Source organism: Actinomycetospora sp. CA-101289 (genome assembly GCF_050955895.1).
GTDB lineage: Bacteria > Actinomycetota > Actinomycetes > Mycobacteriales > Pseudonocardiaceae > Actinomycetospora.
In genome coordinates this window covers 4,203,376-4,227,002 of the sequence record NZ_CP192093.1, presented here as the reverse complement: position 1 = coordinate 4,227,002, position 23,627 = coordinate 4,203,376, and the positions used below count along the sequence as shown (strand labels likewise).

General features: G+C 76.2%; 18 protein-coding genes and 3 pseudogenes. 18 read left to right on the top strand and 3 right to left on the bottom strand.

The genetic code is table 11. The features are described from left to right. Position 1 precedes the first annotated feature (1 nt). Positions 2-1,510: a LuxR C-terminal-related transcriptional regulator gene (locus ACQPX6_RS21105; RefSeq protein ID WP_433782379.1), complete on the bottom strand. Its 1,509-nt coding sequence runs from the start codon at positions 1,508-1,510 to the stop codon at positions 2-4. Then, on the bottom strand, positions 1,507-3,366 hold the full coding sequence (locus ACQPX6_RS21100) for an Hsp70 family protein (RefSeq protein WP_433782378.1): 1,860 nt from the start codon (positions 3,364-3,366) through the stop codon (positions 1,507-1,509). The genes ACQPX6_RS21105 and ACQPX6_RS21100 overlap by 4 nt, the downstream gene beginning before the upstream one ends. A gap of 282 nt (positions 3,367-3,648) precedes the next feature. Here ACQPX6_RS21100 and ACQPX6_RS21095 point away from each other — a divergent pair, with 282 nt between their 5' ends. The 18 genes and pseudogenes from ACQPX6_RS21095 to ACQPX6_RS21010 all read left to right on the top strand — a co-directional run bounded on the left by ACQPX6_RS21095 (position 3,649) and on the right by ACQPX6_RS21010 (position 21,443). Next, positions 3,649-4,881 (top strand): IniB N-terminal domain-containing protein, encoded by a 1,233-nt coding sequence (locus ACQPX6_RS21095; protein ID WP_433782377.1) that lies wholly within the window; start codon positions 3,649-3,651, stop codon positions 4,879-4,881. A gap of 95 nt (positions 4,882-4,976) precedes the next feature. Continuing rightward, positions 4,977-6,809, top strand: a complete 1,833-nt coding sequence (locus ACQPX6_RS21090) for a dynamin family protein (protein WP_433782376.1) — start codon at positions 4,977-4,979, stop codon at positions 6,807-6,809. Beyond that, entirely contained in the window at positions 6,806-8,365 is a 1,560-nt protein-coding gene (locus ACQPX6_RS21085; RefSeq protein ID WP_433782375.1) for a dynamin family protein, read from the top strand. The genes ACQPX6_RS21090 and ACQPX6_RS21085 overlap by 4 nt, the downstream gene beginning before the upstream one ends. Before the next feature lie 64 nt (positions 8,366-8,429). Next, positions 8,430-9,494: a heat-inducible transcriptional repressor HrcA gene (gene hrcA / locus ACQPX6_RS21080; RefSeq protein WP_433782374.1), complete on the top strand. Its 1,065-nt coding sequence runs from the start codon at positions 8,430-8,432 to the stop codon at positions 9,492-9,494. 50 nt (positions 9,495-9,544) lie between these two features. Then, complete coding sequence (gene dnaJ, locus ACQPX6_RS21075; protein ID WP_433782373.1) at positions 9,545-10,705, top strand: molecular chaperone DnaJ; 1,161 nt, start codon at positions 9,545-9,547, stop codon at positions 10,703-10,705. Between the two features lie 107 nt (positions 10,706-10,812). Then, positions 10,813-11,526, top strand: a complete 714-nt coding sequence (locus ACQPX6_RS21070) for a 16S rRNA (uracil(1498)-N(3))-methyltransferase (protein ID WP_433788317.1) — start codon at positions 10,813-10,815, stop codon at positions 11,524-11,526. 2 nt (positions 11,527-11,528) lie between these two features. Beyond that, positions 11,529-12,416 carry an alpha/beta hydrolase gene (locus ACQPX6_RS21065; RefSeq protein WP_433782372.1) on the top strand — a complete coding sequence of 296 codons (888 nt, stop codon included), beginning with the start codon at positions 11,529-11,531 and terminating at the stop codon, positions 12,414-12,416. A gap of 34 nt (positions 12,417-12,450) precedes the next feature. Further along, positions 12,451-13,185: pseudogene (locus tag ACQPX6_RS21060) on the top strand (PhoH family protein); the annotation flags it as partial. Beyond that, a pseudogene (locus ACQPX6_RS21055) lies at positions 13,174-14,001 on the top strand (LAGLIDADG family homing endonuclease); the annotation flags it as partial. The pseudogenes ACQPX6_RS21060 and ACQPX6_RS21055, both read left to right, overlap by 12 nt. Positions 14,002-14,262: 261 nt before the next feature. Next, positions 14,263-14,634 (top strand): annotated as a pseudogene (locus ACQPX6_RS21050) (PhoH family protein); the annotation flags it as partial. A gap of 28 nt (positions 14,635-14,662) precedes the next feature. Further along, entirely contained in the window at positions 14,663-15,250 is a 588-nt protein-coding gene (gene ybeY, locus ACQPX6_RS21045; RefSeq protein WP_433782371.1) for an rRNA maturation RNase YbeY, read from the top strand. Beyond that, positions 15,247-16,704, top strand: a complete 1,458-nt coding sequence (locus ACQPX6_RS21040) for a hemolysin family protein (RefSeq protein ID WP_433782370.1) — start codon at positions 15,247-15,249, stop codon at positions 16,702-16,704. The genes ybeY and ACQPX6_RS21040 overlap by 4 nt, the downstream gene beginning before the upstream one ends. Positions 16,705-16,744: 40 nt before the next feature. After that, on the top strand, positions 16,745-17,098 hold the full coding sequence (locus tag ACQPX6_RS21035; protein WP_433788316.1) for a cytidine deaminase: 354 nt from the start codon (positions 16,745-16,747) through the stop codon (positions 17,096-17,098). Then, positions 17,095-18,360, top strand: coding sequence for an L-2-hydroxyglutarate oxidase (gene lhgO, locus ACQPX6_RS21030; protein WP_433782369.1), 1,266 nt, complete (start codon positions 17,095-17,097; stop codon positions 18,358-18,360). Before ACQPX6_RS21035 ends, lhgO begins: the two co-directional genes overlap by 4 nt. Beyond that, the gene (era, locus tag ACQPX6_RS21025) at positions 18,347-19,243 is read left to right on the top strand and encodes a GTPase Era (protein ID WP_433782368.1); all 897 of its coding nucleotides are present in this window, start codon (positions 18,347-18,349) and stop codon (positions 19,241-19,243) included. The genes lhgO and era overlap by 14 nt, the downstream gene beginning before the upstream one ends. A gap of 54 nt (positions 19,244-19,297) precedes the next feature. Next, positions 19,298-20,173: a DNA repair protein RecO gene (recO, locus tag ACQPX6_RS21020; RefSeq protein ID WP_433782367.1), complete on the top strand. Its 876-nt coding sequence runs from the start codon at positions 19,298-19,300 to the stop codon at positions 20,171-20,173. Positions 20,174-20,244: 71 nt separating this feature from the next. After that, on the top strand, positions 20,245-21,036 hold the full coding sequence (locus tag ACQPX6_RS21015; RefSeq protein ID WP_433788315.1) for an isoprenyl transferase: 792 nt from the start codon (positions 20,245-20,247) through the stop codon (positions 21,034-21,036). Next, positions 21,033-21,443, top strand: coding sequence for a hypothetical protein (locus tag ACQPX6_RS21010; RefSeq protein ID WP_433782366.1), 411 nt, complete (start codon positions 21,033-21,035; stop codon positions 21,441-21,443). The genes ACQPX6_RS21015 and ACQPX6_RS21010 overlap by 4 nt, the downstream gene beginning before the upstream one ends. Here ACQPX6_RS21010 and ACQPX6_RS21005 read toward each other — a convergent pair. Next, the gene (locus tag ACQPX6_RS21005) at positions 21,436-23,469 is read right to left on the bottom strand and encodes a glycine betaine ABC transporter substrate-binding protein (RefSeq protein WP_433782365.1); all 2,034 of its coding nucleotides are present in this window, start codon (positions 23,467-23,469) and stop codon (positions 21,436-21,438) included. The genes ACQPX6_RS21010 and ACQPX6_RS21005 overlap by 8 nt on opposite strands. Positions 23,470-23,627: the final 158 nt, after the last annotated feature.

Genomic DNA, 23,627 nt, shown 5'->3' with positions numbered 1-23,627 from the left:
CTCAACGGCCCAGGGCGCTGCGCAGGTCGGAGAAGAGCTCGCTGCGGCTCGCCGACCCCAGCCGGTGGCGCAGGCGCGCGACGTGGTGCTCGACGGTCTTGGCCGAGAGGAACAGCCGCGCGCCGATCTCCCGGTAGGTCAGGCCCTCGACGACGAGCGCGGCCACCTCGCGCTCCCGGTCGGTGAGCACCACCCGGGCCGCGCGCGGCACGGGCACGTCGGCCTCGGGGTCGGCGGGCGTGGCGCCCGGGACGAGGTCGCGGGCGCAGGCGAGAAGCGCCGACGCGGCGCGTCGGTCGGTGGTGCGCAGCGCGGCCTCGCCGGCCAGGCGCGAGCCGTCCCAGCCCAGCCCGGCCGCGCGCAGGCCCGTCGCCGCGGCCGTCACCTCGTCGGGGTCGACGTCGCCGGCCAGCACCCGCAGCCACGCGGCGGCGGCCCGGGCGGGCGCGACGGCCTGGTGGCTGACGCGCGCGGCCGCGGCCAGGGCGGTGGCGTGGGGCTCGGCGAGCGCCGGCTGCTCGGTGGCGATCGCGTACTGCAGCCCGTACCAGCGCCACGGCGTGCTCCACAGCGCCGGCTCGCCGAGCGCGGTCAGCAGGGCGTCGCCGTCAGCGAGGTGGGGCGCCACCCAGCCCTGCTCGCCGAGGCGCGCCGCGGCGAGCGCGAGCTCCCCGACGAACAGCAGGACGTAGAGGTCGACGGGGTGGTTGACCAGCGCCTCGCGCGCCCGCGCCCACAGGTCGAGCAGCCCGCGCACGTCGCCCGCGCGCCGGGCGAGGGCGACGTCGAGGGCGACCGCCACCAGCTCGTCGCGGGGCTCGACCGTGTCCGGGCCCGCCTCGCCGGCGCTCGCCCGCAGGGCCCGGGCGGTGGCGCCGTCGCCGGCCGCGAGGGCGCACCAGGCGCGCAGCAGCAGGTGGCGGCGCCGGTGCGCGGGCCCGCCGAGGTCGAGCGTGAGCGCCCGGTCCAGCAGCGGCCCCGCGAGCTCGGGCTCGCCGCGGTGCAGGGCCACCAGGGCGCCGAGCCCGGCCGGGGTGTCGCCGCGCACGGCCGGGCGGTCGCACACCGCGAGGGCCGCCGAGGCCGTGCTGAGCAGCGACAACGCGGTCGCCGAGTCGCCGGCGACCGAGGCGAGCACCCCGCGGGCCGTCAGGACGTCGGCGGCGTCGGCGAGGCCCGGCGCGTCGTCGTCGGGGGCCGCGAGCGAGGCGGCGGCCTCGTCGGGGGCGCCGGTCCCGACCAGCGCCACGACCCCGTCGACCGCGGGGCCGTGACGGTGGCGCGCGAGCCAGCGGTGGAGCTCGGCGCTGCGGGCGAGCAGGCCGCGGTGGGGGAGGACGGCGGCGAGCACCTCCGCGGCCCGGGCCCTCAGGTCGGGGTCGGAGCGCTCGCGCAGGGCGGCGTCGGCGGTGCGCAGCGCGGTGTCGAGGTCGCCGGCGCGGGCGGCGTGCTCGGCCTCGTCGGCCGCGTCCCCCGCGGCGGGCGCCAGCAGGTCGGGGGCGGCGGTCACGTGGCGGCCCCCTCGGGCGCGGGGTCGGCCGTCGGGGCCGGGTCGGCCTCGGCCTCCCCGTTCGGCGTCTCCCCGGACGGCGACTCCTCGGTCGGCGTCTCCTCGGCGGGCGGCTCGGCGGTCTCCTCGGCCGACTGCGGCGTCGGCTCGTCGGCCGCCTCCGGCGTCGGGTCCGCGGCCGGTGCCTCCGAGGTCGGGGCCGGGTCCGGGGTGGCGGACGTGCTCGCGGGCGCGGCCGCCGACGCCGGGGTGGCGGCGACCGTGGGCCGGGACGGGGCCGCCTCGGGCGCCCCCGCGGGGGCGGCCGCGGGTGCCGTCGACGCGGCAGCCGCGGGCACGACGGCCGCGGGTGCAGCGGCCACGTCCGTGACCGGCACGACCGCCGCGGTGGACGTGGCCGGATCGAGGGGCACCGCCGCGCTGAGCGGGCGGGCGATCACCGTCGGGGGCGTGGTCGGGGCCGGCGCCGGGGCCTGGCCCGGGACCGACAGGGCGGCCCCCGGGGTGCCGACGACGTCGCGCAGGGCGCCGCGGACCGAGTCGGTGAGGGCCTCGTCCAGCGGCAGCGGCACGGACACCGCGACGGCGACGACGGCCGCGAGCACCACCGACGCCGCCAGCACCCGGCGTCGCCCGCGCCGCGGCGGGGCGGGGGAATCGCCCTCGTCCGGCGCGTCCTCGTCGTCGGGGCACTCGTCGAACAGACCGACGACGGTGGTCGGGGGCCGCTGCGGGCCCCGCGCCGGCGCGGGGGGCTCGTCGGCGTCGCCCGCCGCGGCCACCGCGGCCCCGAGCGCGACGACCGTGAGCGGGTCGGCGTCGGCGGAGACGGGCCGGCCGAGGGCCTCGGTGAGCATGCGCGCGACCAGCGGGATCGTCGACGAGCCGCCCGCGAGCAGGACGTGGTCGAGCGCGTCGGGGGCGACGCCGGCGTCGGCGAGGGTCGCGAGGAATTCCTCGACGGTCACGGCGACCGCGCCCCGGATGGCGGCCTCGAAGTCCGCGCGGCCCAGGCGCACGGAGCGTCGCCCCGCGGGGAGCACGACGGGCACCGTGACCTCGGTGTCGGACGACAGCGCCTCCTTGGCCTCGACGCACTCGCGGCGCAGGCGGTGCAGGGAGTGCCAGGTCTCGGGGTCGTCGGGGTCGAGCGCCGCGAGGTCGTCGGCCACCTCGGCCCGCACGTGGGCGAGGACCGCCTCGTCGAAGTCGACGCCGCCGAGGCGGTCGAGCCCGCGCGGGGTGCCGAGCAGCGTCACGGTGCCGTCGGGGTCGCGGCGGGCGACGGCGGCGTCGAAGGTGCCGCCGCCGAGGTCGTAGACGGCGGTGGTCACGGCCTCGTCCGGTGCGCGCCCGCCCACGGCGACGGGCCGGCGCAGGGACGCGTGGCCGAGCACGGCGGCGTGCGGCTCGGCGAGCAGCTCGACCTCGGCGAGCCCGGCTGCGGCGAGGGCGTCGCGCAGCCGGGAGCAGCGGTGGTCGCCCCAGTTCGCGGGCCGCGTGACCACCACCCGCCGGGCCGGTCCGCCCTCGCGCTCGGCGACCCGGGCGAGGACCCAGGCCACGATCGCGGCGGCGACCTCCTCCGCGGGCCACGGCTCGCCGCCCACCACGGGCGGCACGTCGTCACCGAGGCGGCGCTTGACCTCGCGCACGACGCGGTCGGGCTCGTCGCCCGCGCGGCGCTCGGCGCTCTCGCCGACGAGCACGGTGCCGTCGGGGCCGCGGTAGGCCACCGACGGGATCACCGCGAGCCGGCCGCCGAGCGCCACCGTCTCCGGGTGCGCCCCGCCGTCGCGCAGGACGGCGGCCGCCGTGGACGTCGTCCCGAGATCGATGCCGAGGCAGTACGCCATCGCCCGGACCCCCCAGTCACTGACCGCTCAGTACCGATGTACCGAACGTGCTCGGTAGCGACAGTAATGCGGCATTCGGCCTAACAACTAGTCCACATCCCCTACACGGGGGGTGGACGTCTCGTCGCCCGTGTGGACCCCCGCCGCCCCCATCGGCCGCACCGGGGGCATCCCCCGACCCCCGTCCCCGGGAGGGGGGCCGATCCCCGCTCCCGTGGCGCCGCCGATTGCGCAGTGTTCTCGGCACCGGACGACCGGTCCGGACCACGACGGAGGTGCCCGATGCCCGCGACCGAAGCGAAGACGCTCCTGCAGTTCCTCCTCGACCTCTTCCGCGACCCGGTGGCGCGGGCGGAGTTCCTCGCCGACCCCAGCTGCGCGCTGCAGAACGCCGGGCTCGACGACCTCACGCTGGCCGACGTCCGCGACGCCGTGCCGCTGGTGATGGACCACGCGCCGGCCGCCGTCGCCGCCCGCTACGACGAGGACGTCCGCGACGGGATCGTCGACCGCGCCGACGGCCCCGGCGGGTGGGACGGCCCCGGCGGCTGGGACGGGCCGGACGACGGCCCCGCGGCCTGGGGCTGGGGGCCCGGCGGCGGTCACGGCGGTCACGGCGGTCACGGCGGTCACGGCGGTCACGGCGGTGGGCACGGCGGCGGCGGACACGGCGGCGGTCCGGGTGGCGGGACGCCGGCTCCCGGCGTCACCGAGATCGACCGCGTGATCGCCCACCTGTCGGTGGCCACGACGACCTACCACTTCGACAGCCACGACACGATCGTCAACCAGGTCATCGACCAGAACATCTGGGCCGAGGGCGACGTCATCCAGGACTTCGACCTCAGCCCGACCGTCGCCTCGGGCGCCGGAGCGGTCGCCGCCGGCGACGACATCGAGGGCACCGTGACGACCGGGGCGGGCGCGATCGTCGGCGACGGCAACCAGGTCGTCGACGACGGCACGGCCGTGCTCGGCGACGGCACCGCGGTCGGCGGCGGGCTCCTCGCCGGGGCGGGCGGCGCGGTGTCGGTGGGCGGCGACGCCACCGGCGGCACGGCCGTCGCCACGGACGACGGCGACGTGCTCCTCGAGCAGGGCGCCGGCGACCTGACCAGCGACGACGACGTGACCATCTCCGACTCGGGCAACAGCACCGAGGACAACGACGTCACGATCTCGGACTCCGGCAACGTCACCGAGGACAACGACGTGACCGAGGACAACGACGTCACCGAGGACAACGACGTCACGGAGGACAACGACGTCACGGAGGACAACGACGTCGACAACAGCCAGGACAACGACGTGGCCGAGGACAACGACGTCACCGAGGACAACGACGTCACCGAGGACAACGACGTGACCGAGGACAACGACGTCACGGAAGACAACGACGTCACGGAAGACAACGACGTGACCGAGGACAACGACGAGATCGGCGACATCGTCGGCGACGACCTCATCGACGTGGACGTCGACATCGACGACGTGGAGCTCGACCTCGTCCCCTGACCGTGTCGGGTGACCCTGAGTAGTATCTGCACGCTGTTCGGTGACGGGCGGTGCACGGGACCACCGTGCACCGCCCGTCGACGACGGGGGAGCCGATGACCACGACGACCGCACCGGGCCCGGCGCACCTGCGTCGGGCCGCCGGCGCGCTGCTCGACGACGCGGTGCGCGCGGCGCGGGACCTGGGGCGGGCCGACGTCGCGTCGTCGCTGGTGCGCGACGGCGGGCGCCTGCTCGACCCCGGGGCCCGGGTGCTAGTGGTGGGCGACGACGAGCAGGGCAAGAGCAGCCTGGTCGACGCCCTCCTCGACGACGACGCCTGCCCCGTGCACCCCGACGTGCCGACGGCGCTGCCCACCGTCGTCGTGCACGCTGACGAGCCGTCCGCCGTGCTGGTGGGGCCGGCGGGGCGGGAGACGGTCACCGCGGCCCGGCTCGCCGACGCCGTCACCGGCCGAGACCCCGGGCCCGACGGACCGTGGCTGCAGGCCGAGGTCGGGCGCCCGGTGCCCCTGCTCGCCGAGGGCCTCACGCTGATCGACACCCCGAGCGCCGGCGGGACGGGCGGTGCGCCGGCGGCGGCCGTGCTGACCGGGCTGCCCGCCGCGGACGCGGTGGTGCTGGTCAGCGACGCGTCGCGGGAGCTCTCGCTGGGCGAGATCGAGCTGCTGCGGGCGGCCCGCGACCACGTGGTCACCGTCGTCGTCGCCCTCACGAAGATCGACCTCTACGTCGCGTGGCGCGAGGTGCGCGACATCGACCTCGCCCTGCTCGCCGACCACGGCCTGGCGGTCGAGGTCGTCACGGTGTCCGCCGAGCTCCACCGTCACGCCACCACGAGGCGGGGCACGGACCTCGGCGACGAGCTCGAGGCCGAGTCCGGGGTCCCCGCGCTGCGCGAGCTGCTGCGCCGCCGGGTCGTCGCGCCCGCCGGCACGCGCACCGCCCGCGCGGTGCACGAGCACGTCGCCGGCGTCCTCGCGACCCTGCGGGAGGCGCCCGCCACCGAGCTCGCGGCGCTCGAGGGCCCCGAGCGCGCCCGGGAGCTCGAGACCGAGCTGGCCGCGGCGACCGCCCGCGCGGCCGCGGTCAAGGAGCGCTCGGCGCGCTGGCAGCAGACCCTCGCCGACGGGATCACCGACCTCACCACCGACGTCGAGTGGGACCTGCGCGACCGCATCCGCCAGGTCCTGCGCACCGCCGAGGAGACCCTCGAGGTGGTCGACCCGGCGCGGGTGTGGGACCAGTTCGACCCGTGGCTCGCCGACGAGCTCGGCCGGGCCGTGGCCACCACCTACCTGTGGGCGGGCGAGCGGACGTGGTGGCTGGCGGAGAAGGTCGCGGCGCACTTCGCCGACCCGGAGACCGACCCGGACGCCGACACCCCGGACCGCGCCCCCGTCCCCGAGGGGCGCTTCGTCGCCGAGCTGTCGGCCCTGCCCGAGCTCGTGCCGCCCGACCTCGAGCGCATGAACCTCACCCAGGGCGTGCTCTCGGGGCTCAAGGGCTCCTACGGCGGCGTGCTCATGGTCGGCCTGATCACCACGCTGTCGGGGATGGCGCTGATCAACCCGTTCTCGATCGGCGCCGGGGTGCTGCTCGGCGGGCGCACGGTGCGCGACGAGCGCCGCCGCGCGCTGCGCCGCCGCCGGCTCGACGCCCGCCGTGTGGTGCGCCAGCACACCGAGGAGGTGCAGTTCGTCCTCGGCAAGCACACCAAGGACATGCTGCGCGAGGTCCAGCGCACGCTGCGCGACCACTTCGCCGCGCGTGCCGAGGAGGCGAGCGTGGGCGTCGCGGCCATGGTCGCCGCGGCCACCGCCGCGCGCAAGCTCGACGCCGACGTCCGGCGCCGGCGCACCACGGAGGTCCGCGCGGAGCTCGCCCGGCTCGACGACCTCCTCGCGCGGTGCGGGGCCGCGGCGTGAGCGGGCTCGTCGCCAGCACGCGCGCCGTGCTCGACCGCGCCCTGGTCGCCTACGCCGGCGACCCCGCCGCGGCGGCGGTCCTGACGGCACACCGCGAGCGGCTCGACGGCCCGCTGCGCGTGGCACTGGCGGGCACCCTCAAGGCGGGCAAGTCGACGCTGCTCAACGCGCTGGTCGGCGAGCAGATCGCGCCCACGGGCACCGCGGAGTGCACCCGCGTCGTCACCACCTACCGCGACGCGCCGAGCGCGCGCATCGTCGTCGAGCACCGCGACGGCACCCCGCCCGCCGAGCTGCCCGTCGTGCACCGCCGCGGCGCCCTGGTCATCGACCTCGCCACGCCCACCGAGCGGGTCCGCTCCCTGCGCGTGGACTGGCCCTCGGCGAGCCTGCGCGCGGTCTCGCTGATCGACACCCCGGGCGTCGACTCCGCCCGCCCCGGCGTCGCGGGGCGGGCGCGCGCGTTCCTCGGCGCCGCCGACCCGACGGCGCCGGCCGAGGGCGCCGACCTCGCCGCGGTCCTCGGCGCCGCCCCGGGCGACGGCGCCGACGTCGTCCTGCACCTGGTGCGCCACCTGCACGGCGCCGACGTCGCCTTCGCCGAGACGGTGGGGGAGCGCGCGGCCCGGGGGATCGGTCCGGCGGGCACGATCGCGGTGCTCTCGCGGGCCGACGAGATCGGCGGCGGGCGCCTGGACGCGCTGGTCACCGCCCGGCAGGTCGCGCGCCGCTACCGCGCCGACCCTGGGCTGCGGCGCTGGTGCCGCACGGTCGTGCCCGTCGCGGGGCTGCTCGCCGAGACCGCCCGGACGCTGCGGGCGGCGGAGTTCGCCGCCGTGCGCGACCTCGCCGCGGGCGCGCGCGCCGACGTCGAGGACCTCCTGCTCTCGGTGGACCGCTTCCTCGACGGGCGGCTGCCCGCCGGGGTGCCCGAGATCGACCGCCGGGCACGCCGCGCCCTGCTCGACCGCTTCGGGCTCCACGGCCTGCGGCTGGCGACGACGCTGGTGCGCCGCGGGGCGGGGGACTCCGCGTCGCTGGCCGACGAGCTCGTCCGGCGCAGCGGGCTCGAGGAGCTGCGCGCCGTCGTCGGCACCCAGCTCGTCGCGCACGGCGACGTGTTCCGCGCCCGCGCCGCCCTCGGCGCGCTCGAGCGCGTCCTGCGGGCCGTCCCGGACCCGCGCACCGGCGGCGAGGCCGCGGCCTCGGAGCTCGCGGGCGCGGTCGAGCGCGTGCTCACCGGCGCCCACGAGTTCGTCGAGCAGGACGCCCTGGTCGCCCTGCACACCCGGGCCCCGGCCGACGACCGCGGCGAGCTCGACGAGGCCCGCCGGCTGCTCGGGGGCGACGGCCCGGCGCCGGTCGCCCGCCTCGGTGCCCCGCCCGACGCGGCGCCCGCCGACGTGCGCGGCCTCGCCCTCGACGCGCTCACCCGCTGGCGCCGGGCCACCGAGGACCCCCGCGCCGACCGGGCCCGCACGGACGTCGCGCGCGTCGTGGTCCGCAGCGTCGAGGGGATCCTGGCCGCGGTGCCGGCGGAGCCCGCGCTGCGCTGAGCTCCCGCCGATGCCCGGACGCCCACGCCCCGCTCGCCTACCATGGAAGGTCGGACCGAGGGACGTGACGGCTGACGGGGAGGTGGACGCGGTGAACGCCGAGGAGCGCCGCGTCGCCGTCCTGCGCGCGATCGTCGCCGACTTCGTCAGCACCAACGAGCCGGTCGGCTCCAAGGCCCTCGTCGAGCGCCACAACCTCGGCGTCTCCAGCGCCACGGTGCGCAACGACATGGCCGCGCTGGAGGAGGACGGCTACATCGCCCAGCCGCACACCAGCGCCGGGCGCATCCCCACCGACAAGGGCTACCGGCTCTTCGTCGACCGGTTGCACCAGGTCAAGCCGCTCTCGGTGGCCGAGCGGAAGGCGATCACCCAGTTCCTCGAGGGCGCGGTCGACCTCGACGACGTGCTCAAGCGCAGCGTGCGGCTGCTCGCGCAGCTGACCCGCCAGGTGGCCGTCGTGCAGTACCCGACGCTGACCCGCTCGACGGTGCGCCACCTCGAGGTCGTGCGGCTGACCCCGGCCCGGCTGATGCTCGTGCTGATCACCGACACCGGGCGGGTCGACCAGCGCGTGGTCGACCTGGGCGACGTGCTCGACGAGGAGGACGTCTCCCGGCTGCGCACGCTGCTGAACAGCGCGCTGGTCGGGCAGCCGCTGGCGACGGCGTCGGTGCGCATGTCCGAGCTGCCCGACGATGCCCCCGACGGCCTCAAGTCGCCGCTGGTCAACGTGGCCGCGGTGCTGGTCGAGGCGCTGCTCGAGCGCCCGGAGGAGCGGCTCGTGCTCGGCGGCACCGCCAACCTCACCCGGGCGGGCACCGACGCGACGGCGCTGCGGGGCATGCTGGAGGCGCTGGAGGAGCAGGTGGTGGTGCTGCGCCTGCTCACCTCGGCGAGCGACGCGGGGACGGTCACTGTGCGCATCGGCGAGGAGAACGAGTCCGAGGACCTGTGGAGCGCCTCCACGGTGTCGATCGGGTACGGGTCTCTATCTTCTACTGGGCAGGGGAGTACGGCCCTGGGCGGGATGGGCGTGGTGGGGCCGACCCGCATGGACTACCCCAGCGCGATCGCGGCGGTGCGTGCGGTCGCGCGCTACGTCGGTGAGATCGTCGGGGGACGCTGAGCGCCCGCACGCGGGTGACGGCACGAGCGACAGGACGGACGAGGACCAGCGTGGCGAAGGACTACTACGGAATCCTGGGCGTGTCCCGGGAAGCGGACGAGGGCGAGATCAAGCGGGCCTACCGCCGTCTCGCCCGGGAGCTGCACCCCGACGTCAACCCGGACGCCGAGACCGCGGCGCGCTTCCAGGACGTCAAGAACGCCTACGAGGTGCTGACCGATCCGCAGAAGCGGCGGATCGTCGACCTCGGCGGCGACCCGCTCGACACCTCCCCGCGGGGCGGTGGTGGCGGCGCCGGGGGCTTCTCGGCGGCCGGGTTCGGCGGCCTCGGCGACATCATGGACGCGTTCTTCGGCGCCGCGGGGGCCACCGGCGGGCGGGGGCCGCGCAGCCGGGTCCAGCCCGGCGAGGACGCGCTGATCCGCATCGACCTCACGCTCGAGGAGTGCGCCACCGGCGTCGCCCGCGACCTCACGGTCGACACCGCCGTGCTGTGCGAGAAGTGTCACGGCGGCGGCGCCGAGCCGGGCACCCGCACCGAGACCTGCGACACCTGCGACGGCCGCGGCGAGATCCAGAACGTGCAGCGCTCGTTCATCGGCCAGGTCGTCACCGCCCGCGCGTGCCCCGTGTGCCGCGGCACCGGCGAGATCATCCCCAGCCCGTGCGCCCAGTGCGGCGGCGACGGGCGGGTCCGCTCGCGGCGCACCGTCACCGTGCAGGTGCCCGCGGGCGTGGGCGACGGCATGCGCATCCGGATGGCCAGCCAGGGCGAGGTCGGCCCCGGCGGCGGCCCGGCCGGCGACCTCTACATCGAGGTCTCCGAGGAGCGCCACGACTACTTCACCCGCGACGGCGTCGACCTGCACTGCCACGTCAGCCTCCCGGTGACCGCGGCGGCCCTGGGTACGACGCTGCCGCAGCGCACCCTCGAGGGCGACGAGGAGCTCACGATCGAGCCGGGCACCCAGCCCAACACCACGCTGACCCTGCGCGGGCGGGGCATGCCGCGGCTGCGGTCGACGGGGCGCACCGACGGGCGCGGCGACCTGCTGGTGCACCTCGACGTGCAGGTGCCCGACCGCCTCGACGCCCGCCAGACCGAGCTGCTGCGCGAGCTCGCCGAGCTGCGCGGCGAGGAGCGCCCGGAGCTCGCGGCGCACCGCAACGGGTTGTTCGGCCGGCGGCGCTCGGGCGGCCGCGCACGGTGACGGAACGAGCGGGGGGCTTTCCTGGCGATGAACGCCAGCGTGGCCCCCACGCTGGCACCGACGCTGGCACCGACGCTGGCACCGACGGCGCCTGGACCCGCCCGGCCCTGTTCTGGGTGGACGCGGTGCCCGAGGCCGGTGCGGTCGTGCTCGACGGGCCTGAGGGCCGCCACGCCGCCGACGTGCGCCGGGTCCGCCCGGGCGAGGTCGTGCTGCTCGGCGACGGCGCCGGCACGCGGGCGCGCGCCGAGGTCACCGAGGTGGCCAAGGGCCGGGTGGGCACGACGGTGCTCGAGCGCCGGCACGACCCGGCGCCGGTGCTGCGCGTCGTCCTGGCCCAGGCGCTGGCCAAGGGCGACCGCGGCGAGCTCGCGGTCGAGCTGGCCACCGAGGCCGGCGTGGACGCGGTGGTGCCCTGGCGCGCCGAGCGCTGCGTCGCGCGCTGGGAGGACGGCCCGCGCGGCGACAAGGCCCTGGCCCGCTGGCGCACCACGGCCCGCGAGGCCGCCAAACAGGCCCGGCGGGCGTGGTCGCCCGAGGTGACGCCGCCGGCGTCGACCCGCGACCTCGCCGGCCGCGGGGCGGACGTGCTGCTGCTGGAGGCCACCGCCGACCACTCGCTGGCCACGGTCCCGCTGCCCGACCGCGGCGAGCTCGTGCTGGTCGTGGGCCCCGAGGGCGGCGTCACCGACGACGAGCGCGCGGTGCTCGCCGGCGCCGGCGCGCGCGAGGTGCGGATGGGCCCGGGCGTGGTGCGGACGTCGACGGCGGCCGCGGTGGCGCTCGGGGCCCTGGGCGCGCGGACGGCACGGTGGGGGTGAGCGTGACGCGGCGCAGGGTGCTCGCGGGGCTCGGTGGGCTGGCCGGCCTGGCCGCCTGCGGGCGCGTCGCCACCCCGACGGGCGAGGTCGAGGTGCCCGCGCCCCAGCCCGGGACTCCGGACCCGCGCCCGCTGACCTACGGCGGCGACCCCGCCCAGTACGGCGTGCTCCACCTGCCGCCCGCGGGCGGCCCGGTCCCCGTGGTCGTCGTCGTGCACGGCGGCTACTGGCGCGCGAGCTACGGCCTCGAGCTGGGCACCCCGCTGGCCGTCGACCTGACCAACCAGGGCGTCGCCGCCTGGAACGTCGAGTACCGCCGGGTCGGCGCCGGCGGGGGCTGGCCGGCGACGTTCGCCGACGTCGCGGCCGCGGTCGACCTGCTCGACGGCGAGGGCCAGAAGGCCGCCGGCGGGCGCCTCGACCTCGACCGCGTCGTGCTGCTCGGCCACTCGGCGGGCGGGCACCTCGCCGCCTGGGCCGCGAGCCGCGACCGGCTGCCCGACGGGTCGGTGGCCCCGGAGCCGCGGGTGCGCCCGGTGGGCACGGTGGCCCAGGCCGGGGTGCTCGACCTCGTGGCCGCGGCCGAGCAGGGCCTGGGCGGGGGCGCCGTGATCGACCTGCTCGGCGGCACCCCGGTCACGGTGGCCGGCCGCTACGCGCTCGGCTCGCCGGCCGCGCTCGTGCCCGCCACCGGGCCGGTCGTGTGCGTCCACGGGGACGCCGACACCGTGGTCCCCCTGGACCAGTCGCAGCGCTACGTCGCGGCGACGACGGCGGCGCGGGGCGAGGCGCGCCTGCGCGTGCTGCCCGGCGTCGACCACTTCGGGGTGATCGACCCCGGGCACCCCGCCTGGGCCACCGTGCGCGAGGAGGTCGTGGGTCTGCTGTGAGCGGCACCGCGGTGCCCCCCGACGGGGGGCTACGATGAATACGCCCGAGCAACGGCGAGGAAGCAGGACTGTTCGACACGTGACCGGTGACGGAACCTCCCGGATCGTGGTGCCCGAGGCGGCGCTGCTGGCGCTCCTGGGCAAGCGCGACGAGAACCTGCGCGAGGCCGAGGGCCTGCTCGACGCCGACGTCCACGTCCGCGGCAACGAAGTGACCCTGACGGGCGAGCCCGCCGACGTCGCGTTCGCGGAGCGCGTCTTCGCCGAGCTCGTCGTGCTCGCGAGCCGCGGCCAGCAGATCGACCCCGACGCGGTGCGGCGGTCGGTGCGGATGCTGCGCGAGGACGCGGACGAGGGGCCGGACGGGCCCGTGTCGCCCGCCGAGGTGCTCAGCCTCGACATCGTGTCGCGCCGCGGGCGCACCGTGCGGCCCAAGACGCTGAACCAGAAGCGCTACGTCGACGCCATCGACGTCAACACGATCGTCTTCGGCATCGGCCCGGCGGGCACCGGCAAGACCTACCTGGCCATGGCGAAGGCCGTGCAGGCGCTGCAGGCCAAGCAGGTCAACCGCATCATCCTGACCCGGCCCGCGGTCGAGGCCGGCGAGCGCCTGGGCTTCCTGCCCGGCACGCTCTCGGAGAAGATCGACCCGTACCTGCGGCCGCTGTACGACGCGCTGCACGACATGCTGGACACCGAGACCGTGCCCAAGCTCATGGCGGCCGGCACCATCGAGATCGCGCCCCTGGCGTACATGCGGGGGAGGGCGCAGCCGGTCGACACCCCGGTCCTGACTCCCGACGGCTTCCGTCCGATCGGCGAGCTCCGCGTCGGCGACCTGGTGACCGGGAAGGACGGCACGCCGACACCGGTCCTCGGTGTGCACCCCCAGGGCCGGAAGCAGGTCTACCGGGTGTGGACCCAGGATGGTGCCTCGACGCGCGCCTGCGGCGAGCACCTGTGGTTCGTGACCACGCCGGACGACCGCCGCCACGGCAAGGCGGGGCGCGTGCTCGAGACGCAGCAGATGATCGACAACCTGCGCTGGTCCCACGCCCACCGCTACGAGCTGCCGATCGTGTCGCCCGTGTCGATCCCGGAGCGGCCGGTCCCGATGGACCCCTACGCGCTGGGCCTGCTCCTGGGCGACGGGTGCATCACGGACCAGACCACGCCGAGTTTCTGCACCAAGGACGCCGAGCTGGCCGCGGCGCTGGACGCGGCCCTGCCCGACGCCGAGGTGACCCACAAGTCCGGCCTGGACTACGTGCTCCGACGCGTCGGCGGTGGAGGCCGCGGTGGCGTCGTCACCGCCAACCCCGTGACCGCGGTCCTGCGGGAGCTGGGCCTGGCGGGCACCGACTCGTCGACGAAGTTCGTGCCGGAGTCCTACCTGCGCAACAGCGTGGACGTCCGGCTGGCCCTGCTGCAGGGGCTGCTCGACACGGACGGCGGGCCGGTGCGTCAGGGTGGCCGCACGTGCCGGGTCCAGTACACGACGTGCTCGCCTCGCCTCCGGGACGACGTCGTCCACCTGGTCCGGTCCCTCGGCGGGGTCGTGTCCGTGCGGACGCGGCACGCGGCCGGGCGGACGCCGGGAAGGGCGGGCGGTCGCCCGGTCTTCTACCGCTCGGACGCGCACGTCCTCGACATCCGGCTACCGGCCGAGATCGCGCCGTTCCGTCTCACGCGGAAGCGGGAGGCGTACGACGAGGCGGGTGGCGGGCGTCCGCGTCGCTACATCGACAGCATCCTGCCCGCCGGCGAGGCCGAGTGCGTGTGCATCTCGGTCGCGGCGGAGGACTCGCTCTACGTCACCGACGACTTCATCGTCACGCACAACACGCTGAACGACGCCTTCATCATCCTCGACGAGGCCCAGAACACCACGCCCGAGCAGATGAAGATGTTCCTGACGCGGCTGGGCTTCAACTCGAAGATGGTCGTCACGGGCGACGTCACGCAGGTCGACCTGCCCGGGGGCTCCTCGTCGGGCCTGCGGGTGGTCCGCGACATCCTCGACGGGGTCGACGACGTGGTGTTCTCCGAGCTGACGTCCCACGACGTCGTGCGTCACCGGCTCGTCGCGGACATCGTCGACGCGTACGGACGCTACGACGCGGCGCAGCAGGAGCGGCGGCCCCAGGCCGTCTCGAGCGCACCGCGCACCGGGCCGCCGACGGGCCCGCGCAACCGCGAGCGCCGGGGACGATGAACCCCCCGCACCGACGGACGGATCGACCGTGAGCATCGAGATCGCCAACGAGTCCGGCGTCGACGTCGCCGAGGGCCCGATCGTCGAGGTGGCGCGCTACGCCCTCGACCGCATGGGCGTCAGCCCGCTCGCGGAGCTCTCGATCATGCTGGTGGAGCTCGAGCCCATGGCCGAGCTGCACGAGCGCTGGCTCGAGGAGCCCGGGCCCACCGACGTCATGTCGTTCCCGATGGACGAGTACGACTCCGCGCGCCGCCCGGACGCCCCGTCGTCGGGGCCGGCGCTGCTCGGCGACATCGTGTTGTGCCCGGCGTTCGCCGCCGACCAGGCCGTCGCGGCGGGCCACGACCTCGACGACGAGCTGCACCTGCTGACCGTCCACGGCGTGCTGCACCTGCTCGGCTACGACCACGCGGAGCCCGACGAGGAGCGCGCGATGTTCGGGCTGCAGGCCGAGCTGCTGGCCGACTGGCGCACGCAGCGCGCCGAGGCCGAGCGCGTCACCCGCGAGCGCGAGGCCGCCGCGGCCCGCAGCGCCCGCGAGCGCGCCAAGGACGACCGCCTGCTCGGCACCGTCGGCCTGGGCGATCCCGAGCCGGGCAGCGGCCCGCAGTGACGTCCACGCTGGTCGGGCAGCTCGTCGCGGCGATCCTGCTCGTCCCGCTGGCCGGGGTGTTCGCCGCCGCCGACGCCGCGGTGTCGACGGTGTCGCGGGCACGCGTCGACAACCTCGTACGCGAGGGCGCCACCGGCGCGCGGGCGCTCGCCGCCGTCGTCGCCGACCGGCCCCGGCACCTCAACCTGCTGATGCTGTTGCGGCTGGCCTGCGAGGCCACCGCGTCGGTGCTCGGCGCGTACGTCGCCCTGCAGCTCATCGGCCCCGCCGGGATCGCGCTGCTGGTGGCCGCGCTGATCGTCGTGCTCGTGTCCTACGTGCTCATCGGCGTCGGCCCGCGCACCCTCGGGCGCCAGCACCCCTACCGCGTGGCGCTCGCCGTCGCGGGGCCGCTGCGGCTGCTCGCGCGCCTGCTGGGGCCGCTGGCGACGCTGCTGATCCTGGTCGGCAACGCGATCACCCCGGGCCGCGGCTTCCGCGAGGGACCGTTCTCGTCCGAGGTCGAGCTGCGCGAGATGGTCGACATGGCCGAGCGCGGCGGCCTGGTCGACGACGGCGAGCGGGCCATGATCCAGTCGGTGTTCGACCTCGGCGACACCATCGTCCGCGAGGTGATGGTGCCCCGCACCGAGACCGTGTGGATCGAGCGCGAGAAGAGCGTGCGCCAGGCGCTGGCGCTGGCCCTGCGCAGCGGCTATTCGCGCATCCCCGTGATCGGCGAGAACGTCGACGACACCGTCGGCGTGGTGTACCTGAAGGACCTCGTCAGGCGGTCGCTGGACCAGGACGCGCCGGCCGACCGGGCGGGCGCGGTCAGCGAGGTCATGCGCCCGGCGGTCTTCGTGCCCGACTCCAAGCGCGCCGACGCCCTGCTGCGCGACATGCAGCGCGACCGCAACCACATGGCGCTCGTCGTCGACGAGTACGGCGGCACGGCGGGCCTCGTGACGATCGAGGACCTCATCGAGGAGATCGTCGGCGAGATCACCGACGAGTACGACTCCGCCGAGCACCGTCCCCTCGAGACCCTCGACGAGAGCACCTGGCGGGTCGCCGCGCGCCTGCCCGTCGAGGACCTCGAGCGGGCCACCGACACCGAGTTCGACGTCGAGGACGTCGACACGGTCGGCGGGCTGCTGGCCCAGCGGCTGGGCCGGGTGCCGCTGCCCGGCGCCGAGGCCGAGATCGGCGGGCTGCGCCTGCGCGCCGAGGGCGGCGAGGACGCCCGCGGCCGGATGCGCATCCGCAGCCTGCTCGTGTGGCGTCCCACCGGCGACGAGGCCCCGGAGACGGACGGGACGAACGGGGCGGACGGGGCGGACGGGGCCGACGCGGCCGGGACCCCCGCCGACGGCGACGACGCCGCGACCGACGACGATGCCGAGCGCCCCGCGGACGCCGGGGCGGACCTGGCCCCCACCGGGGCCCGCGACGGAGAGGACGGCCGTGGCTGACGGCACCGGCACTGACACCGGCACCGTGCTGGGCGCACCCGTGGCGCCCGACGCGCTCGACCCCGAGGACGCGAAGATCGTGACGCTGGCGCGCTCGGCGCGGGCGCGCACCGGGGCCGCGCAGGGCGCGGCCGTGCGCGACGCCGACGGCCGCACCTACGCCGCCTGCACGGTCGCGCTGTCCTCGCTGTCGCTGACCGCCCTGCAGGCCGCGGTGGCCGCGGCGGTCGCCGCCGGCGCGCCGGGGCTGGAGGCGGCCGCGGTGGTCGGGGTGGACGACCTGGACGCGGGGTTCGACGACCCGGGCCTGGCCGCCGTCGCCGAGGTCACCGCGGACGCCGCGGTACTGGTCACGGGTCCGGACGCGGCCTCGGTGTACCGGGTGGCGGCGTGAGCGTGGCCCCCAGCCCGCGCCACGACGTCGTCGTGGTCGGCGGCGGGATCGTCGGGTTCGCGGTGCTGCACGAGCTGCTCGCCGCGGGGCACACGTCGGTGGCCCTCGTCGAGCGCGAGCACACGCCGGGCACCCACCAGACCGGGCGCAACTCCAACGTCGTGCACTCCGGGCTCTACTACGCGCCCGGGTCGCTCAAGGCGCGCCTGGCCGTCGCCGGCTGCGCGGAGACCAAGGCGTTCTGCGCGGAGCACGACCTGCCGTACGAGGAGTGCGGGAAGGTCGTCGTCGCCACCGAGGCCGACGAGCTGCCGCGCATGGCCGAGCTCGTGCGCCGCGGGCGCGCCAACGGCGTCGAGGTCACCGAGCTGGACGAGGCCGGCGTGCGCGAGCGCGAGCCGGCGGTCGCCGCGCTGGCGGGGCTGTGGGTGCCGTCCACCGGGATCTGCGACTACGGCGCGATCACCTGCCGCCTCGCCGACCTGGCCGTCGAGCGGGGGGCCGTGCTGCACACCGGGCGCGCGGCGCGCTCGGTGCTGCGCCGCCGGCGCGACGTCGTGGTGCGCACCGACCGCGGCGACCTGCTGGCCGGGCAGGTCGTGGTGTGCGCGGGGCTGCGCTCCGACGAGATCGCCCGCGCCTCGGGCTTCGACCCCGGAGTGCGGATCGTCCCGTTCCGCGGCGAGTACTCCGACCTCGTCGGACCCGTCGCCGACCAGGTGCGCGGGCTCGTCTACCCCGTGCCCGACCCGGCGTTCCCGTTCCTCGGCGTGCACGCGACGCGCGGGGTGGACGGGTCGGTGCACGTCGGCCCGAACGCCGTCCTGGCGCTGGCCCGCGAGGGCTACGACTGGCGGACGCTGCGGGTGCGCGAGCTCGCCGGGACGCTGGCCGACCCCGGGTTCGTCAAGCTCGCGGGCAAGCAGTGGCGCTACGGGCTGGGGGAGATGTACCGGTCGCTGTCGAAGCGGGCGATGGCCGCGGCGGTGGCGCGGATGCTGCCCGGGGTGACCGCCGACGACCTGCAGCCGCCCCACGACGTGGCCCGCCGCGCCGGCGTGCGCGCGCAGGCGATCCGCCCCGACGGGTCGCTGGTGGACGACTTCCTGTTCGTCCAGGACGGCGAGGGCGACTCCGGCAACGGGGGCGGACCCGCGGTGCTGCACGTGCTCAACGCGCCGTCGCCCGCGGCCACCGCGGCGCTGCCGATCGGCCGGGAGATCGTCGCCCGGCTCGAGGGGAAGACCGTTGACGCCGCCTGAGACCACCTTCCGGTCCGGCTTCGCCTGCTTCGTCGGCCGCCCCAACGTCGGCAAGTCGACGCTGACGAACGCGCTGGTCGGCTCCAAGGTCGCGATCACGTCGTCCCGCCCGCAGACCACCCGGCACGCGATCCGGGGCATCGTGCACCGCGAGGACGGCCAGCTCGTCCTCGTCGACACCCCCGGCCTGCACCGCCCGCGCACCCTGCTGGGGGAGCGGCTCAACGACGTCGTCCGCACGACGTGGGCCGAGGTCGACGCCATCGGCTTCTGCGTGCCCGCCGACCAGACGATCGGGCCCGGCGACCGCTACATCGCCGGCGAGCTGCGCGAGGTCGCGGGGCGCACCCCGGTGCTCGGCGTGCTCACGAAGACCGACCTGGTGAAGCCCGAGGTGATCGCCGAGCGCCTGCTCGCCCTGCAGGAGCTGGCGGAGTTCGCCGAGATCGTCCCGGTGTCGGCGACCGGCAACGTCCGGATCGACCTGCTCACCGACCTCCTGCTCGCGCAGATGCCGCCCGGCCCGCCGCTCTACCCCGACGGCGACCTCTCCGACGAGCCCGAGACCACGATGATCGCGGAGTTCGTCCGCGAGGCGGCGCTCGAGGGCGTGCGCGACGAGCTGCCGCACTCGCTGGCCGTGGTGGTCGAGGAGATGACCCCGGGCAAGGTGCTCACCATCCGCGCCGAGATCTTCGTCGAGCGCGACAGCCAGAAGTCGATCGTGATCGGCAAGGGGGGCTCGCGGCTCAAGCACGTCGGCACCGAGGCCCGCCGCCAGATCGAGGCGATGCTGGGCGAGAAGGTGCACCTCGACCTGTTCGTCAAGGTCGCCAAGGACTGGCAGCGCGACCCCCGCCAGCTCCGCCGCCTCGGCTTCTAGCCGGTCCGGGGCGTGGCGGCTGCCGCGGTCGGTGGCAGGTGCGACGATGAGGACGTGGGCTTCTACCGCGACACCGGCGTGGTGCTGCGGCTGCAGAAGCTCGGCGAGGCGGATCGCATCGTCACGTTCCTGACCCACCGCCACGGCAAGGTCCGCGCCGTGGCCAAGGGCATCCGCCGCACCAGCTCGCGCTTCGGGGCGCGCCTCGAGCCGTTCGGGCACGTCGACCTGCAGCTGCACACGGGCCGCAGCCTCGACATCGTCACCCAGGTGCAGACCCTCGACGCCTTCGGCGGCGGGCTCACCGGCGACTACCCCCGCTACACGGCGGGCTGCGCGCTGCTCGAGACCGCCGACCGCCTCACCTCCGAGGAGGGCGAGCCGGCGCGCGAGCTGTTCCTGCTGCTCGTCGGCGCCCTGCGCGGGCTCGCCGGCGGCACCCGCGACCCCTACCTCGTGCTCGACGCCTTCCTCCTGCGCGCCATGGTCATCGCCGGCTGGGCGCCCGCGATCACCGAGTGCGCCCGCTGCGGCGTCGAGGGCGAGCCCTACCACCGGCGCTTCTCGGTGCCGGCCGGCGGCGCGGTGTGCGAGCGCTGCCGCCCGTCCGGGGCCGTCGTGCCCTCGGACCCCACGTGGCGCCTGCTCGAGGCGCTGCGCGACGGCGACTGGGGCGTCGCCGAGGGCACCGACCCCGCCGCACGCCGCGACACCGCGGGCCTCGTCGCCGCGCACCTGCAGTGGCACCTCGAGCGGACCCTGCGCTCGCTGCCGCTGGTCGACCGTCGCGGCGGCGTGCCCCGCGTCGATCTCGGCGACGCGACGGGGGTCGAGGTGGACGAGCCCGACGACGATCCGAACGAAGGGCACCTCCGCTCGGAAGACCCGAGCGAGGGCGCCCTCCGCCCGATCCCCGGAGTCGCCCTGTGAGCCCCCGCTTGCGCCCCGCCCGCGGCCGCACCACCGGCCGCCCGCTGCGGGGCCGCGACGACCCGACGGTGATGGCGCCGACCCCGCACCCGAGCGGGGCCACGGCGCCCGACATCCCGCCCGAGCTGGTGCCGAACCACGTCGCGCTGGTGATGGACGGCAACGGCCGGTGGGCCAACCAGCGGGGGCTGCCGCGCATCGAGGGCCACCGCCACGGCGAGGCGCAGCTGCTCGACGTCGTCCGCGGCTGCATCGACGTCGGCGTCAAGTGGATCTCGGCGTACGCGTTCTCCACCGAGAACTGGCGGCGCAGCCCCGACGAGGTGCGCTTCCTGCTCGGCTTCAACCGCGACGTCATCCGGCGCCGGCGCGAGGAGATGCACGCGATGGGCGTGCGGGTGCGCTGGGCGGGGCAGCGTCCGCGGCTGTGGCGCAGCGTCATCAAGGAGCTCGAGATCGCCGAGGAGCTCACCCGCGACAACGACGTCGTCACGCTGACCATGTGCGTCAACTACGGCGGGCGCCAGGAGATCGTCGGAGCCGCGAAGGAGCTCGCCCGCCGGGCGGCCCGCGGCGAGATCGACCCCGAGCGCATCGACGAGAAGGCGCTCGCCCGGCACCTCGACGAGCCCGACATGCCCGACGTCGACCTGTTCCTGCGCAGCTCGGGGGAGCAGCGGACGTCGAACTTCCTGCTGTGGCAGTCGGCCTACGCCGAGATGGTCTTCCTCGACACGCTCTTCCCCGACTTCGACCGCCGCCACCTCTGGGAGGCGTGCGAGATCTACGCGAGCCGCGACCGGCGCTACGGTGGCGCGCGCGACCGCGCCGAGTCCACGACCACGGGGAACGGGAGCACGTGAGCCGCGAGGCCGCCACCACCGCGACGCTGTTGATCACCGCACGCGAGGCCCTGGAGCAGTTCGTCGAGGTCCACGTCGACGACGACGGCGCGCTGTCCTTCCGCCACGGCGGGGTGCCGTGTGCCGTGCAGGGCGTCGAGCTCGTCGAGGGCCTCGCCGTGCTCAGCCTGACCTGCGTCGTCGCCTGGGACCTGACCGACCCCGACACCCCGCGCACGATCGCCGAACGCGCCGGCCAGGGGCTGTTCGGGACGCTCGGCGCGATCGCCACCGAGCGCGGGTGGGACGTGACGCTGCGCTACGCGTTCCCGGCCGAGGCCCTGGCGGTCGGCCCGCTGGGCACGTTGATCATGCTCGTGGTCTCGACGGCCTCGCAGGTCCGGTCGGAGCTCGTGGACGTCAGCTGATCAGGCCCTGCTGCCGCAGCCAGCGCGTGGCCACGACCGCGGGGTCCTGGCCCTGGCTCGAGACCTGGCCGTTGAGGTCCAGCATCACGTCCTGGGTCAGACGCGGGGAGATCTCGTCGAGCACCGTCCGCAGGGCGGGCTGGCGCTGGAGCACCGAGGTCCGCACCACGGGCGAGGCGTTGTAGAAGGGGAAGTAGTTGCGGTCGTCCACGAGCGGGACGAGGTCCAGCCCCGGTAGGCGTCCGTCGGTGGTGAAGATCTCGCCGAACGTGCAGGGGTTGCCGTTGGCGGCGGCCTGGTAGATCGCGCCGGTGTCGAGCGCGGTCGGCGTCGGGCTCGGGGAGAACCCGTAGGCCCGCACCATCCCGGGTAGACCGTCGTCGCGGGCCTCGAACTCCGACTCCACGCAGAGCGACACCGGGGTGCCGCCGTTGTTCAGCCGCGCGAGGTCGGACAGTGTGCGCAGGTTGTACCGCGCCAGGACGTCAGAGGTGGCGGCGATGCCGTAGGTGTTGTTGAAGGGCGTGGGCGCGAGCCAGCTCACCCCGTTGGCGGCGTCGGCGTCCCGGACCGCCTGGTACTGGCGCGCGGCGTCCGGGATCGGGGTGCTGTTGCGCAGATTCGTGATCCATCCGGTGCCGGTGTACTCCCAGGCCACGTCGATCTGTCCCGCGAGCAGGGCCTGCCGCGCCGCGGCGGAGCCCGAGATGTTGCACCGGTCGCTCGCCGTGGCGCCCCGGGCCTGCAGCACCGCGATGGTCATCTTGCAGAGCACGAGCTGTTCGTCGAAGTTCTTGCCCCCCACGGTGTAGGTCTGCCCGGCCAGGACCCCGCCCGCGGCCGCCGGGGTGACGCCTCCGGCGACCGTCCCGCCGCTCCCGGAGTCGCGGTTGACGAGGACCAGGGTCACGATCACGGCCACCACGAGCACGAGCGCCACGGCCACGGCGACCCAGGTCCCGCGCCGGTTCGGGCGACCGGCCGTGTCGGCCGGGTCGGGCCATCCGGCGGGTGGTGGGCCCGGCGTCCAGGGCTGCGGGCCCCCGGGCGGGGTGGACGACGGCGGCGGCGTCGACGGGGGGTGTCCCGGGGGCGGGCCTCCGCCCCACGGGATGTAGGTGGGCGCTCCGCCGAAGCCGCCGCCTCCCGACCCTCCACCGGGTGGGCCGGTGATGGTGGTGGTGCCGGACCCCGGCGCCGCACGGGACGCGCGCAGGGCCGCGTCCGCGAGCTCGCCCGGCGACGCGTAGCGCTCGGCCGGGTCCTTCGCCATCCCGCGGACCACCACGTCGTCGAGCTCGCGCGGCACGCCCGCGATGTGCTCCGAGGGGCGGGGCGGCGGGACGTTGAGGTGGCCGTGCATGAGCGCGGGAGCCGAGCTCTGGCCGAACGGCGCTCCGCCGGTCAGGGTCTCGTGCAGCACGCACGCCAGGGCGTAGACGTCGCTGCGGGCGTCGGCCCGGCGGCCCTCGAACAGCTCGGGCGCCATGTACGCGAGCGTCCCCACGGCGGAGCCGGTGCCGGTGAGCGAGACCCCGCTGTCGTCGAGGGCGCGCACGATCCCGAAGTCGACGAGGTAGGCGAAGTCGTGTCCCCGCTGGTCGGTGACGAGCACGTTCGAGGGCTTGACGTCACGGTGGACCAGCCCGGCCCGGTGCGCGTCGTCCAGCGCCGAGGCGATCTGGCGGACGAGGTCCGCGGAACGTTCCGGGCCGAGGGCGCCCCGCGTGCGCAGCAGCTCGGCGAGGTCGACGCCCTCGGCCAGCCGCATGTCGATGAAGAGCCGGTCGTCGATCTCGCCCCAGTCGTGGATCGGGATGACGTGCGGCGACGACAGCCGCGCGGCGAGCTGGGACTCGCGCCGGAAACGCTCGCGGAAGTCCTCGCTGGTGCCGAGCGCGCGGTGCAGCCGCTTGAGCGCGACCACGCGGTCGCGGCGCGTGTCCTCGGCCCGGTGGACCTCGCCCATCCCGCCGCGGCCGAGGGACGCGACGACGCGATACGGGCCGAACATCTCGGCGTCCACGGCGTCCCCCCACCCAGTTCCGCCGGGCAGCGTAGCGGGCGCCACCCCTGGTCGGAGCGTGGGTCGGCGCGGGCGAGTGACGCCGGTACACACCGTGACCGGGTCGTCGCCGGTTGCCACCCCCGAAGTGGTGGACGAATACTGAGCCGAAAGCGGGC

Coding starts and splice junctions, on each gene's coding strand:
- ACQPX6_RS21100 (WP_433782378.1), bottom strand. CDS start 3,366: ATGGCGTACTGCCTCGGCATCGATCTCGGGACGACGTCCACGGCGGCC.
- ACQPX6_RS21095 (WP_433782377.1), top strand. CDS start 3,649: ATGCCCGCGACCGAAGCGAAGACGCTCCTGCAGTTCCTCCTCGACCTC.
- ACQPX6_RS21090 (WP_433782376.1), top strand. CDS start 4,977: ATGACCACGACGACCGCACCGGGCCCGGCGCACCTGCGTCGGGCCGCC.
- ACQPX6_RS21015 (WP_433788315.1), top strand. CDS start 20,245: ATGGCGCCGACCCCGCACCCGAGCGGGGCCACGGCGCCCGACATCCCG.